The organism is Bacillus sp. 11B20 (assembly GCF_056098985.1).
The window spans coordinates 678,244-691,719 of record NZ_JBLZWZ010000007.1 but is presented as its reverse complement, the minus strand read 5'-3'; the positions used below and the strand labels follow the sequence as shown (position 1 = coordinate 691,719).

The window sequence follows — 13,476 nt, the reverse complement described above, 5'->3', positions numbered from 1 at the left end:
ACTCACTAACTCTTTAAGATTGAATGGCTTTATCAAGCAGATGCTTAAGCTTGAACAAGGCCTTTGAATGAATTTGCGAAATGCGCGAGGTAGATAAATTGAGCACTTGACCGATTTCCGTTAATGTCAGTTCTTCTTTATAGAAAAGACTGATCACGAGCTTTTCTTTTTCTGAAAGCTCAGTGATTTTTTCAGAAAGCTGTTCAATTAATTCATCTTTCAGCATTTTCTCTTCTGGAGTCACAGACTTCTCGTCGCGAATCATGACTTGGACATTTTCTCCGTCTTCTTGATCATGCAGCTTCTCATCGATTGAGAGCAGATTTGCAAAGAATCCTTCATTCATCGTTGTGACAACATCTTGTTCACTCATGCCGAGTTCCTCAGCCACCTCTGTCGGCGTCACATTACGCAAATAACGCTGTTCAAGCTTTTCAATAGCCGCTTCTACTTTTTTTGTTTTTTCTCTTGATGTACGAGGCAGCCAGTCCTCTTTACGAAGACCGTCGATGATGGCCCCGCGGATTCTGAAGGATGCATATGTATCAAACTTCAGATCTCTTCCGGGATCAAATTTTTCAAGGGCATCATATAAACCGAGCATCCCTAGACTGATCAAGTCTTCTTTATGCACTGACTTCGGGAGACCGATGGAAATTCTTCCAACATGATATGTGACGAGCGGCATATAGCGGCGCATAAGATCATCTCCAGCAGCAGGGTCTTTCCACTCTTTCCATCTAGCCCATAGCGCCTGATCTTCGTAATTTAAGGATTGCATCTTTATCCCCCTATACTTCCTTAGTTATATCTTCATAATGCCTTGCTTCACAGTACGGATCTCAAGCTCTGCCGTAAGCGGATCGAATTCAATCGTACGGCCACTGTTTCCGCCTGTATCCTCACTAATAATCGGGATATGATGAAGAGACAGATGTTCTTTCACAGCTGAAACGTTTCTAGGTCCAATTCTCATAAGATCATTGGTTGACTTAAACTTAAACATTTCCGCCCCGCCAGCAAGTTTTGCCTTTAGCGCATGTTTGCGTGCGCCTGCTTTTAGGAGCAGATCAATTGTATGCTTGACACCTGTATCTGCATATTTAGCCAAGTTCTCCACCGTCCCTTTTGAAAGAGAGGAGTCTGGCAGCATAACATGGACAAGGCCTGCCAGCTTTTTCTCTTGATCAAACAAGACAAGCCCTACGCAAGAACCAAGACCTGATGTCCGAATGCGGTCCGGTGTTTTGACAAGCTGAACATCCGCAATACCAACCTTTACAACTGCCGGAATTTGCACGTTCATTATAGGTTACCTAATGCTTTGAATAGTTTTTCAAACGATTCAAAGTCTGGTAATAGAAACATATTTCCTTTCAGCTCTTGCTTATTTTGATCATCAAAAATAGATGTATCAATCACAATCGCCTGATCACCTAGAGGACTGAATTGCATTAACCCTTCACTAATGACAGCTCCGAACATATCGAGCGTGACATCTGGAACACTTGGGTAAAGCTGCAATTTTGTTAAATCGGCAAGGGCTGATAGATAAGAGCCCGCTAAAATATTTCCCAGTTCATGAAGTGCTGACGTCCCCATCTCATGTTCATGAATCGTATCAATATCAAATGCCGGATCCTGGACAAGCTCTCTTACAAATTGCTCCGCTTGCTCAAACGGCATAATGAAAAAGATTGACCCGGTTAAATCCCCTTCCATTCGCAGGAAAATGCTTGCAACGGGAAGGTCTGCACCGCCAAAGAAATCCATTAAATCTTCAAACGAGAGAACCTTGACAAAAGGAACAGCCATATCAATTTTGCGATCCAATAGGTTGGCAAGAGCAGACGCTGCGTGGCCTGCCCCGATATTCCCAACCTCTCCTAAAATATCTAGCTGTTCATCTTTAATTTCGTTGAAAATGCTCATTTCACATCCCCCTTAATGAACAGGTGCACCTTGAACGCTCTTGTCGAGGACAGCACCGGCATGAATGATATTGAAAAGACGCTGATCATGCTTAATAATACCTGTCACCCATGACTGTCCTTCTTTTTCAGCTGATTCAGGAGAAGATTCTACTTCTTCCTGATGGACGGTTATGACATCATTTGCTTCATCAACAATCCAGCCGACTTCAATATCACCAACTTGTACAATGATCATTCTTGTTTCATCTGTAATCTCGTTGTCAGTAGAACCAAGTCTGACTCTCAGGTCAATGACAGGTGTCACGACACCGCGTAAATTAATAACACCGCATATATAAGGGGCAACGCCAGGAACTCTTGTCGGCTGCTGCCATTTTTCAATGGACTTTACTTCTGATACTGAAATGGCGTATTCTTTTTTGTTTACGATAAACACAATCATCTTTTCGCCAGTTTTGATATCTGTACTCATTTCAGACCGCTCCTCTATTGTTTTTTACTTGATCAGTGCATTACAGTCAACGATGAGTGCAACTTGACCGTCACCTAGGATCGTTGCGCCGGATATCGCAAATACGTTTGGCAGATAATCTCCTAGTGATTTCAATACAACCTCTTGCTGACCAATAAATGAATCGACCACAAATGCTGTCAGCTTGTCTCCTTTACGAACAACAATGATGTGCAGCTCTTCCTCTAATTCATTCGCATTTGGTACGTGGAATTGTTTCTTCAAGTACACGACCGGTACGATAAATCCGCGGAAATCAATCACTTCACGATCATGCGTTTGCAGGATGTCACTTTTCTTAATGACAGCCGTTTCAATAATAGAAGAAATCGGAATCGCAAATGTTTCCTCTTCCAGTTTTACAAGAAGAACGGAAATAATCGATAGTGTCAGCGGAAGCTGGATCGAGAATAGGGAGCCCTGTCCCTCTGTTGAGTTAATACTCACAGATCCGCCAAGTGATTCCAGCTTGTTTTTCACAACGTCAAGACCTACACCGCGGCCTGAGATGTCAGAAATCGTGTCAGCTGTAGAGAATCCTGCTGCAAAGATCAATGAATCAATTTGATGATCTTCAAGTGTTTCTGCTTCTCTTTCTGTAATAACTCCGCGCTCTAATGCTTTTTCAAGCACCTTTTTACGGTTAATCCCGCCTCCATCATCCTCTACTTCAATGAAGACATGGTTTCCGCTATGATACGCTTTTAATAGAACCGTACCTTTTTCCGGCTTGCCTTTTTTCACACGTTCTTCTGGTGATTCAATCCCGTGATCTAGACTGTTTCTAAGTAAGTGCAAGAGCGGATCTCCAATCTCGTCGATCACTGTTCGATCAAGCTCTGTCTCAGCACCCTCAATAATAAGTTCAATTTTCTTATTAAGCTCTTTCGTCAATTGACGAATCATACGCGGGAATCTGTTAAAGACAGTTTCCACAGGTACCATTCTCATGTTCAGGATGATTGATTGCAGGTCTCCAGAAATACGTGTCATTCTTTCGACTGTGTCTGTGAGTTCGTTATTTTCTAGTTCTTTGGCAATCTGTTCTAATCGGCCTCTATCAATCACAAGTTCTTCAAATAGATTCATTAGAGAATCTAGACGGTCGATGTTGACACGAATTGTTTTTGTTCCGCCGGCAGCTGCACCGTTATTGCCATTTGCTTTTGGTGCATCATTTGCTGGCGCTTTCGCAGCAGGAACGGAGACTTCTTCTTTTTTCTGTTCAGGCTGCGCCTCTTGTTTTTCAGCCGGAGCTGCTTCATCAAATGCGGAGACTTCAGAGATCTCAACCTTCTCAACCTCTGAGATCGCCGTGACGATTTTCTGCACTTCGTCCATCGGCAGTTTAGAAAGATAAGAAATGCTGAATTCTGATTCGAAATCTTCTGATTCTAACAGCTCTGCATTCGGAACGGTTTTGACAACCTCGCCTGCTTCATTTAGTCTTTCAAAAATCATATAGACACGAACGGCTTTTAGTAAGCACGCTTCGCTTAATGTCACGTTGAGTTCATAGCATTTAAAGCCTTGCTCTCTCGCTTCATCAAGAACCGTTCGTTCAAATTCGTTATAATCTAAGTCATTAGCAGCTGCTGATGCATCTGCTGTTTCAACGCTAGAAGCTGCCTCAGCATGGCTTCCTGTCACATCTAGCTTTTTACTAATCTCAGTGACATCACGTTTCCCGTCTCCTCCTTCTGCAATCGATTGAACCATTGCTTCAAGATGATCGAGTGCTTCGAACATCGTATCCATTGACTCAGGAGTGACAATCATTTGTTCATTCCGGATAGCATCAAACATGTTTTCTAAATGATGCGTTAAGTGAGCCATATCATCAAAGCCCATCGTTGCACTCATGCCTTTCAATGTATGAGCTGCTCTGAATATATCATTCACTAGCTGCAAGTCGGTTGGGTTCTTTTCTAAATCAAGAAGTTTTTCATTACAAGTTTGTAAGTGTTCTCTGCTTTCATCTAAAAAGATATCTAAGTATTGGTTTACATCCAACGTGTTCACGCCCTCTCTTTTTTCATGGAGCTTATAATTGCATGTGCGATGTCATCCACATGCCTTGTTTCATGTGCAAGGCCTGCTTTAATGACTGATTTAGGCATTCCGAAAACAACACATGATTCTTCTTTTTCTGCAATGACTTTCGTATGACCGCTTGCGACCATTTTTTTGACACCTTCCGTACCGTCACTGCCCATGCCTGTCATAATGACAGCGATTTTCTCGTAACCCTTTATATTGCTGATGGATTCAAATAAATAGTTAACAGATGGTTTGTGCCGGCTTTCCGTGTCTTCAGGGGACAGCCTGATAACAAGTGATCCCCCTTGGTCATGAAGTGACATATTCATTCCACCAGGAGCTATGTAAGCCACTCCATTTTTCGCGATGTCTCCATCTTGCGCTTCTTTAATCGTAATTTGTGATAAATGGTCTAACCTAGCAGCAAGTGATGCCGTAAATCCTGCCGGCATATGCTGCACAATCAATATAGGTGCCTCTATGTCCTTAGGCAGCTTCGTTACGACTCGTTGAAGTGCCCTTGGCCCTCCTGTAGATGTTCCAATAGAAATAATCTTTCGGAGTGAGGCGCCTTTTACTGTTTGCAGACGGGGTGCAGCCACTGGACTTGGCGGCTTTATCACCGGCTTAGGAGACACCTTCTCTTCAGTGCGTTTCCTTGACAGTCCTGCCGCAAGTACCCGCTCTACAATTTGCCCTCTCACTTTGTGCAAATCGAGCGAAATACTTCCCGAAGGTTTTGTCACAAAGTCGAAAGCACCGAGTTCTAAGCAATGGATGGTTAAATCTTTTCCTTGCTTTGTCTGGCTTGACACCATAATTACGGCAAGGTCGTGTTCAGCCAGAATTTGTTTTAATGCTTCTGTTCCATTTAAAACAGGCATTTCCACATCTAATGTGACAACATCTGGATTCAGTTCCTTGATCCGTTTTAAGGCATCTTCCCCATTTCGCGCCGTTCCGACGACTTCAATTTCTTGCTCAGCACTTAGAAAATCACTAATGAGTTTTCTCATAAAGGCCGAGTCATCTACTACTAGCACTCTAATCATGAGTCCACCTTCCTCCTTTTAAAAAAAGAGGACAACTTATCTATAAACGTATGCTGTTCTCTCCGTGCCTCTCTTATCTGCTGATGATATAGTGTTTCTGCCAGCATCTTAATGGTTTTACTCAGCCTTGAATGAGGCTGCTTCATATAAAATGGAATTTGTTCTGATACTGCTTTAGGAACCGCAGGATCATCAGGCACAGCGCCAGCGAATACAAGTTTTCTGTGAAGAAAACTTGTGACCACTCCTGCTAATTTCCGGTAGGTTTCAGACCCTTCTGACGGGGTTTTACACCGGTTGACAATGATTTGCACAGACCGTTCAAACTGATGAATGGCTAAGTGTTTAATTGCGCTGTAGGCATCCATGATGGATGTTGGCTCTGGCGTAGTCACAACGACTACTTCTCCTGCTGATAAGACAAATGGCAGCTGATCTTTTGACAGCCCGGCACCCATATCAAAGAATATACAATCGAAGCCCTGCATCATTTTTTCCATCTCTTCCAAAAAGAACGACCATTGATCTTTATCTAAAGAAAACAGCTGTTCAAGGCCGCTTCCGCCAGAAATGTAATATAGGTTATCCGTTCCTTTTGTCATAGCTGCTTGGAAGGATTTTTTTCTAACGAGAACATCTAATATAGAGCTAGTCGATGTTTTCCCTAGTAAAATATCAATATTCCCCATCCCAAAATCAAGATCGATTACTAACACTCTTTTGCCTGTGCTTGCGATAGACAGTGCCATATTCAGTGTCAAATTCGATTTACCTACCCCGCCTTTGCCGCTCATAACGGCAATGGTTTTTGCCTGTCCGTTGACGTTATGAGGAGCCGGTGTGATCATTTGACTCTGCTGAACTAGTTTTCTTAACCCTTCTGCTTGGTCGGGCTTCATGATTGTAAAACCATCCTTGTAAGTTCACGAGGAGAACCTTCAAGAATATCCTCAGGCACATTTTGGCCATTTGTTAAAAAACCAAGTTTGATTTGAGAGTCAGCAATGATTTGAAAAATGGTTCCCATCGTGTCCGTTTCATCTACTTTTGTAAAAATGAATTGATCGATTGGAACGTGTTCAAAGCGCTTGACCATGGCTTTCATGTCTTGATATTTTGATGTAGCACTCATCACGAGAAAACTTTGAATGCTCTCATCAAATGGAATAATGTCGGTCAGCTCTTTGATATACGCTTCTTCTTTAAAGTTACGGCCTGCTGTATCGATGAAAATATGATCATACTCTTTAAAGGTCTCTTGAGCTTTTACAAAATCCTCTCTCGAATAACAAACCTCAAGCGGTGCATTCAGCAGTTCAGCATATGTTTTCAGCTGTTCGATCGCTGCAATCCGGTACGTATCAGTTGTAATAAAAGCGATCTTTTTTTGCTGCTGAATGGCCGTTTTAGCAGCCAGCTTTGCAATCGTTGTCGTTTTACCAGCTCCAGTTGAACCGAACAGTACAATGTATTTTGAAGAAATCATCGGCTCATCAGAGGTTTTAGCTGGTAGCATATCTGTCAGCAGTTGTTCAAGTTCTTTTTCTATGTGATCTTCTTTAACCGCGCCCTTTGTTAAAAGACCTTTCAGGCATTCGTCTCGAATAGCATCATCAAGACCTTGATCCTTTAGCTTTTGATCGATTGCTACGAGAGGTTCAGGCAGAATACCAGCATGCCGTTCATTCCTCACATATTCTAAAGGCTGAGTATGAGTATGCGCTGGTTTCGCCGCTTTGGGAGCAAAGGATGGCTCTTCGGGCTGCTTTTGAACTTGTTCCTTTTTTGGTAACACTGGAAGAGGCGGCACAGGGTTTAACCCTTTACCAGCTCTTTCTTCGAAATCTTGATCCAGCACTGCAATCACTTCGACCATTTGCTGTTTCTTTAAACCAAACAGTTTGCGTTTGACAACGGTTTTGGAATTTAAAATAACGGCATCTTTCCCAAGCTGCTGCCTGATTTGAATCGTTGCCTCCTGCATAGAATTTGCTGTGATTTTTTTCATTTTCATTAGATATCCACCACTCCGATGCTCTGTACTTCCACATTCGCTTCTAGTTCGTTATAAGATAGTACCGGTAAATCTGGGAAATATCTTTCTAACAACTGCTTCACGTACATTCTTATAGGAGGAGAGCATAATAGAACCGGCGTTTCCTGACGAAGCGAAAGCTGTTCAATTTCTCTCGCCACTGATTGAATCACACTTTCAGAGGATTCTGGATCTAACGATAAGTAGTTGCCATGCTCTGTTTGCTGAACGCTGTCTGCAATCACCTTTTCTACTCGGCCTGAGCATGTCACGACTTTGAGTGATTCATCTTCTCTTGCATACTGTGCGGTAATCTGTCTTGCCAGGGCCTGTCTGACATACTCTGTTAATAAATCTGTATCAGTCGTTAATTTTCCGTAGTCTGCAAGCGTCTCAAAAATGGTGACAAGGTTTCGGATAGAGACCTTTTCTTTCAGCAGCTTCGCCAGTACTTTTTGAATATCACCGACTGCCAGCGGATTTGGCGTTACCTCATCCACTAAGACAGGATAACTTTCTTTCAGATGATCGATTAATTGCTTCGTTTCTTGGCGTCCGAGCAGTTCGTGTGTGTTTTGTCTAATCTTCTCTGTGATGTGAGTAGACACGACAGATGCTGGGTCCACAACCGTATAGCCTAGCATCTCAGCCTGATCTTTTTCTGCTTCGGATATCCATTTAGCCGGCAGTCCAAAGGATGGTTCGATTGTTTCAATCCCTTCAATTGGATCATCATCAGGCGTTGGGGACATCGCTAAGTAGTGATCAAGCAGCAGCTCCCCTTTTGCTACTTCGTTCCCTTTAATTTTCAATCGGTATTCATTTGGGTTCAGTGCAATATTGTCCCGGATCCGGACGACTGGAATGACAAGACCCAGTTCGAGGGCAAGCTGCCTTCGGATCATCACAATTCGGTCTAACAGGTCACCGCCCTGGTTTGCATCAGCGAGCGGGATGAGGCCGTAGCCAAATTCAAATTCAATGGCATCCATTTGCAGGAGATGAATAACGCTTTCTGGACTTTTCATCTCTTCTACCTCTGCCTGTTCCTCCAGTACCTCTTCAATTTCTTCTTGGTCTTGTTTGTTTTTCGACATCATGTATGCGCCAAGTGCAAGTAAACCTGCGATCGGCCCTGTCAAAAGTATGCCGATTGGCGTAAACAGCCCAAGAAGGAAGATCGTGCCCGCTGTCACATAAAGCATGGCTGGGAATGCGAAGAGCTGACCTGTAATGTCTGACCCAAGGTTTCCATTAGAAGCTGCTCTAGTCACAACAATCCCTGTCGCCGTTGAAATGAGGAGTGCCGGAATTTGCGAAACGATTCCGTCTCCTACCGTTAATAGGGTAAAGTGTGAAGCTGATTCTTGAATCGACATGCCTTGCTGAAGCATCCCGATAATGATTCCAAATATAATATTGATGATGACGATGATAATACCTGCGATGGCGTCCCCTTTAACGAACTTACTGGCACCATCCATCGCTCCATAAAAGTCTGCTTCTCTCGCTACTTTTTCACGGCGATTTCTTGCTTCACTTTCTGTCAGCATTCCTGCATTTAAATCTGCGTCAATACTCATTTGTTTACCAGGCATCGCATCGAGTGTAAATCTTGCCGCAACCTCTGATACACGCTCTGCCCCTTTTGTGATAACAATAAACTGAATGATGATCAGGATAAGGAAAACAACAAGACCAACGAGGATATTTCCTCCAACAACAAATGAACCGAACGTTTCGACAACTTTCCCAGCATCTCCTGTTGAAAGAATAGAACGTGTTGTAGAGATGTTAAGCCCTAAACGAAACAGCGTTAAGAGCAAAAGCAATGATGGAAAAATTGAAAATTGCAGTGGTTCTTGCATGTTCATTGTGGTGAGAAGCACGATAAGCGCAAGAGAAATATTAATAATGATTAAAATACTTAATAAAACGGGCGGAAACGGTATGACCAGCATCGCCACAATTAAAATAACACTGAATAAAACAGATAAATCTCTTGCTGACATGCCTGTTCTCTCCTTTTAAAACCAAAAATTCATAAAATCTTTTGTTTCGTTTTATAGACGTAAGCTAAAATTTCTGCGATAGCCTTAAAGTATTCTTCTGGCACCGCTTGGTCGATGTCGACCTGATCATAGAGCGCGCGGGCAAGCGGCCTGTTCTCTACAGTCATGACATCATGTTCTTTCGCAATCGTTCTAATTTTCAAAGCCAAAATATCCGTTCCCTTTGCTACAACATAGGGCGCGTCCATTTTTTCTTCGTCATACTTTAAAGCAATGGCATAGTGGGTTGGGTTTGTAATGATGACGTCCGCTTTTGGGACTTCCTGCATCATCCGTCTCATGGCCATTTCCCGCTGACGCTGTTTAATCTTTGATTTGATGAGCGGGTCACCCTCTGATTTTTTATACTCATCTTTGATGTCTTGTTTGGACATCCGCAAGTTTTTTTCATAATCAAATTTCTGATACATATAATCAAGCCCTGCCAAGATCAGAAGAGCACCAGCAGCATACAGCCCCATAATCAAGGTCATATTTGCGACGAAATGAAGGGTTTCCTCTGCTGTTAATAAAGGAAGCCGCAGAATTTCATCAAAGTGCATCCAAAGAGCAATAAATGTCGCAAAGCCAACAAAGCCAATTTTCAAAATGGATTTTAATAGCTCTACGAGGGCTCGAATACTGTATATTCGTTTAAATCCTTTGATTGGGTCAAGCTTTTCTAATTTCGGTTGAATCACTTCTGTCGAAAAGAGAAAGCCGACTTGTAAATAGTTACTGAGAACGCCTGCCAGCATACCAACACCAAGGATTGGCATAAGGAGGATCCCTGTTTCCTGAAGCAATTCCAAGAATAATTGATGAATATTAGATGTGCTAACCTTCATTAGCATAGTTGTTGAATAAAAACGTTCAATGAGCGCGATAATCCGCTCTTTCATAAAAGGCCCAATAAAAAAGAATGATAAAAAGATTAATAGAAATGAGATGGCTGTATTGACGTCGGTACTTTTGGCAACCTGTCCTTTTTTACGTGAATCCCGTCTTTTTTTCGGCGTTGCTTTTTCTGTTTTTTCACCTGCGAAAAATTGCAAGTCTAGTCTAAGCCTTGTCATCATGACGAACCACCGACCAATGCTAAGAAATTCCTCATGGTGAGTACAATCGTTTCAAATGTATTTTGGACAACACCGAAGATGACGCCCATACAAATGATGATCATAATAAAACTCACACCCATTTTAATAGGAAGTCCGACCACAAAAACGTTCATTTGCGGAACTGTACGTGCCACAATCCCCAGTGCCAAATCGACTAAAAACAGACTTGCCACTACAGGTGCCGAGATTTGAAAGGCAATGATAAACATTTGGTTGAAGCTCTTTGCGATAAAGTAAGCAAAGGATTCACTGCCGAAATTCAGCGCGTATTGATCAACTGCAATGTATTGAAAGCTGTAATAGATTCCATCAAGCAGCAGGTGATGTGCGTTTGTTGCCAGCATCAACAGCAGTGTGACCGTATAAAAAAACTGTCCCATCAGCGGCGTCTGCGCCCCTGTTTGCGGATCGATAATATTGGCAATCGCAAAACCCATTTGAAAATCAATGAATGAGCCGGCAATTTGAACAGCGGACACCATGATGTATGCAATCAGCCCAAGCAGCAGACCGACCATTGCTTCTTTCACCGCAAGCATCATATAAAGACCGTCGATGTCAAGTGCTGGCGGTTCTTTTATGGTGCTAAAACTAATGACAGCTAAAAACAGTGAGAATCCAACTCTGTGTACAGCTGGGATCGTTCTATGCGCTAAAAGCGGTACTGTCACAAAAAAAGCGGTGATCCGAATAAAAACTAAAAGAAAAGCAGGGAATAATTCTATGATTGACATCTCTGCTTAACCTGCAAATCGATCTAAATTCGAGAACAGTTCTGTCGTAAAAGACACAATTGTTGAAAGCATCCATGGACCAAACACAACGAGTCCAATGAGTACTGCAACAATCTTAGGAATAAACGCAAGCGTCTGTTCTTGAATTTGGGTTGTCGCCTGAAACACACTGACAATCAGTCCCACAATGAGTGCGAGCGCTAGAAGCGGCCCACTCACAAGCAATACTACATACACTGATCTTTCAGCCATCGTAATGACAAATTCTGAACTCATGTTTTAAGCACCTACTCTAAAAGCTTTGCAGCAAAGATTTAACTATCAAATACCATCCATCGACTAAAACAAATAACAATATTTTGAAAGGGAGTGATATCATAACCGGCGGAAGCATCATCATCCCCATTGACATCAGAACACTTGCGACCACCATGTCAATAATTAAAAATGGAATAAAGATCATAAAACCAATTTGAAATGCCGTCTTTAATTCTGAGATGGCAAAAGCGGGAACCATCGCCGTTAATGGAATATCTTTAATCGATTCAGGTGTATCCATTTTTGCGTAGCTAAGAAATAAAGCCAAATCTTTCTGTCTTGTATGTTTACTCATAAACTCTTTAATAGGCACTTCGGCTTTTTCATATGCCTGATTTAACGTGATGTCATCATTTAAAAGCGGCGTGAGCGCCTCTTTATTAATCTGTGAGAACGTGGGTGCCATGATAAAAAATGTGAGAAACAAAGCAAGTCCAACAAGCACTTGGTTTGGCGGCATTGAGTTGGTTGCAAGTGATGTTCTGACAAATGAAAGAACAATCACAATCCGTGTAAAACACGTCATTAAAATGAGAATGCCCGGTGCAACCGAAAATACAGTTAAAAGTAATAGAAGACGGACAGATGTGCTAATATTTCCTGCACCGCTGGAATTAAATAAATCGATAAACTCATTCATTTTGTTTCGGGCCTTTCTTTCTGACTTCTGATTGGGTCTTTTTCAATTCGGCTAGCTGCGCCTTTAAATTGGCTGAAAAAGAAGAAGTGGTCGGCTGATCATGTTTCTTTACCTGCGAGGTGAATTTTTGAACCATTTTTGGTAAATCGGTCTTACTCTCCATCGCTTCTTCATATTGTTTTACGATTGCTTCACATTCTTGTTCATCATCAATTTCTTTTAGCAGCTGGATTGAATCTGCTACGCCGACAACTAATACTCGTTTGCCCACCTTGATCAGCTGGACTGAACGGTTTTGTCCGACTGTCGTTCCGCCAATATTTTCAACATAGCGAAATGGTTTGAGTAAGCGGTTTTGCTTACCAACAAATCTCACCAATCCATAAATAAGCAGGATGACAAATAGTAAGGCACCAATCATTTTGACAAAATCCATAATGGAGACAGAAGAAGAGGGAACTTCTTCTGCCGGATTCGTTTGATTGTCAGTGGTTTTCTTCTCTGTATCCTTTTTGCTTTCTTTCTCATCTTTGAGCCAGTCATTCACTGTGCCATTCTCAGGATCTTTCGTTTCAGCAAACAGTGAGGCAGGCTGCATCGTCAAGAAAAGCATAAAACTGATCATTGCTATACATATCAAACGTTTTTTCAACAAATCTTACACCCTTTTTTAGCCTAACGTTTTATTAATTGCTTCAAGTACACGGTCTGCCTGGAATGGCTTCACGATAAAGTCTTTTGCGCCTGCTTGGATCGCGTCAATAACCATTGACTGCTGTCCCATTGCAGAACACATGATGATTTTTGCAGAAGCATCGATTTGTTTAATTTCTTTTAGTGCAGTGATTCCGTCCATTTCTGGCATTGTGATATCCATTGTGACAAGATCAGGAGATGTTTCTTTGTATTTTTCAACTGCTTGTGCGCCGTTTTCTGCTTCTCCTACTACATCAAATCCGTTTTTTACAAGAATATCCTTGATCATCATTCTCATGAATGCTGCATCATCTACGATTAATACCTTAGTAGCCATTTACTTA

General features: G+C 42.1%; 15 protein-coding genes. All 15 read right to left on the bottom strand.

Features of this window, described 5'->3' with window-relative positions; translation table 11 throughout:
- Positions 1–13: 13 nt before the first annotated feature.
- From ACN6NB_RS07805 to ACN6NB_RS07735, 15 genes are read right to left on the bottom strand one after another with little or no spacing between them, the layout of a single operon-like run.
- Entirely contained in the window at positions 14–781 is a 768-nt protein-coding gene (locus ACN6NB_RS07805) for a FliA/WhiG family RNA polymerase sigma factor (RefSeq protein WP_024424154.1), read from the bottom strand.
- A 24-nt stretch (positions 782–805) separates the two neighbouring features.
- Complete coding sequence (locus ACN6NB_RS07800) at positions 806–1,306, bottom strand: chemotaxis protein CheD (protein ID WP_039178568.1); 501 nt, start codon at positions 1,304–1,306, stop codon at positions 806–808.
- Positions 1,306–1,932: a chemotaxis protein CheC gene (locus ACN6NB_RS07795; RefSeq protein ID WP_024424156.1), complete on the bottom strand. Its 627-nt coding sequence runs from the start codon at positions 1,930–1,932 to the stop codon at positions 1,306–1,308. Before ACN6NB_RS07795 ends, ACN6NB_RS07800 begins: the two co-directional genes overlap by 1 nt.
- Before the next feature lie 12 nt (positions 1,933–1,944).
- Positions 1,945–2,406, bottom strand: coding sequence for a chemotaxis protein CheW (locus tag ACN6NB_RS07790; protein ID WP_024424157.1), 462 nt, complete (start codon positions 2,404–2,406; stop codon positions 1,945–1,947).
- 24 nt (positions 2,407–2,430) lie between these two features.
- Positions 2,431–4,458, bottom strand: a complete 2,028-nt coding sequence (locus ACN6NB_RS07785) for a chemotaxis protein CheA (protein ID WP_039178565.1) — start codon at positions 4,456–4,458, stop codon at positions 2,431–2,433.
- Between the two features lie 5 nt (positions 4,459–4,463).
- Positions 4,464–5,537 (bottom strand): protein-glutamate methylesterase/protein-glutamine glutaminase, encoded by a 1,074-nt coding sequence (locus ACN6NB_RS07780; protein ID WP_039178562.1) that lies wholly within the window; start codon positions 5,535–5,537, stop codon positions 4,464–4,466.
- Positions 5,534–6,439: a MinD/ParA family protein gene (locus ACN6NB_RS07775; protein WP_059375106.1), complete on the bottom strand. Its 906-nt coding sequence runs from the start codon at positions 6,437–6,439 to the stop codon at positions 5,534–5,536. The genes ACN6NB_RS07780 and ACN6NB_RS07775 overlap by 4 nt, the downstream gene beginning before the upstream one ends.
- Complete coding sequence (flhF, locus tag ACN6NB_RS07770) at positions 6,433–7,551, bottom strand: flagellar biosynthesis protein FlhF (RefSeq protein ID WP_144490548.1); 1,119 nt, start codon at positions 7,549–7,551, stop codon at positions 6,433–6,435. The genes ACN6NB_RS07775 and flhF overlap by 7 nt, the downstream gene beginning before the upstream one ends.
- Positions 7,551–9,584 carry a flagellar biosynthesis protein FlhA gene (gene flhA, locus ACN6NB_RS07765; RefSeq protein ID WP_039178556.1) on the bottom strand — a complete coding sequence of 678 codons (2,034 nt, stop codon included), beginning with the start codon at positions 9,582–9,584 and terminating at the stop codon, positions 7,551–7,553. The genes flhF and flhA overlap by 1 nt, the downstream gene beginning before the upstream one ends.
- 29 nt (positions 9,585–9,613) lie before the next feature.
- On the bottom strand, positions 9,614–10,702 hold the full coding sequence (gene flhB / locus ACN6NB_RS07760) for a flagellar biosynthesis protein FlhB (RefSeq protein WP_039178554.1): 1,089 nt from the start codon (positions 10,700–10,702) through the stop codon (positions 9,614–9,616).
- The gene (gene fliR, locus ACN6NB_RS07755; protein ID WP_024426982.1) at positions 10,699–11,478 is read right to left on the bottom strand and encodes a flagellar biosynthetic protein FliR; all 780 of its coding nucleotides are present in this window, start codon (positions 11,476–11,478) and stop codon (positions 10,699–10,701) included. Before fliR ends, flhB begins: the two co-directional genes overlap by 4 nt.
- A 6-nt stretch (positions 11,479–11,484) precedes the next feature.
- The gene (fliQ, locus tag ACN6NB_RS07750; protein ID WP_003211206.1) at positions 11,485–11,754 is read right to left on the bottom strand and encodes a flagellar biosynthesis protein FliQ; all 270 of its coding nucleotides are present in this window, start codon (positions 11,752–11,754) and stop codon (positions 11,485–11,487) included.
- A gap of 16 nt (positions 11,755–11,770) precedes the next feature.
- Entirely contained in the window at positions 11,771–12,436 is a 666-nt protein-coding gene (fliP, locus tag ACN6NB_RS07745) for a flagellar type III secretion system pore protein FliP (protein ID WP_008354479.1), read from the bottom strand.
- Positions 12,429–13,088, bottom strand: a complete 660-nt coding sequence (gene fliZ, locus ACN6NB_RS07740) for a flagella biosynthesis regulatory protein FliZ (RefSeq protein WP_039178546.1) — start codon at positions 13,086–13,088, stop codon at positions 12,429–12,431. Before fliZ ends, fliP begins: the two co-directional genes overlap by 8 nt.
- Positions 13,089–13,106: 18 nt before the next feature.
- Positions 13,107–13,469 carry a response regulator gene (locus tag ACN6NB_RS07735; protein ID WP_007499584.1) on the bottom strand — a complete coding sequence of 121 codons (363 nt, stop codon included), beginning with the start codon at positions 13,467–13,469 and terminating at the stop codon, positions 13,107–13,109.
- Positions 13,470–13,476 lie beyond the last annotated feature (7 nt).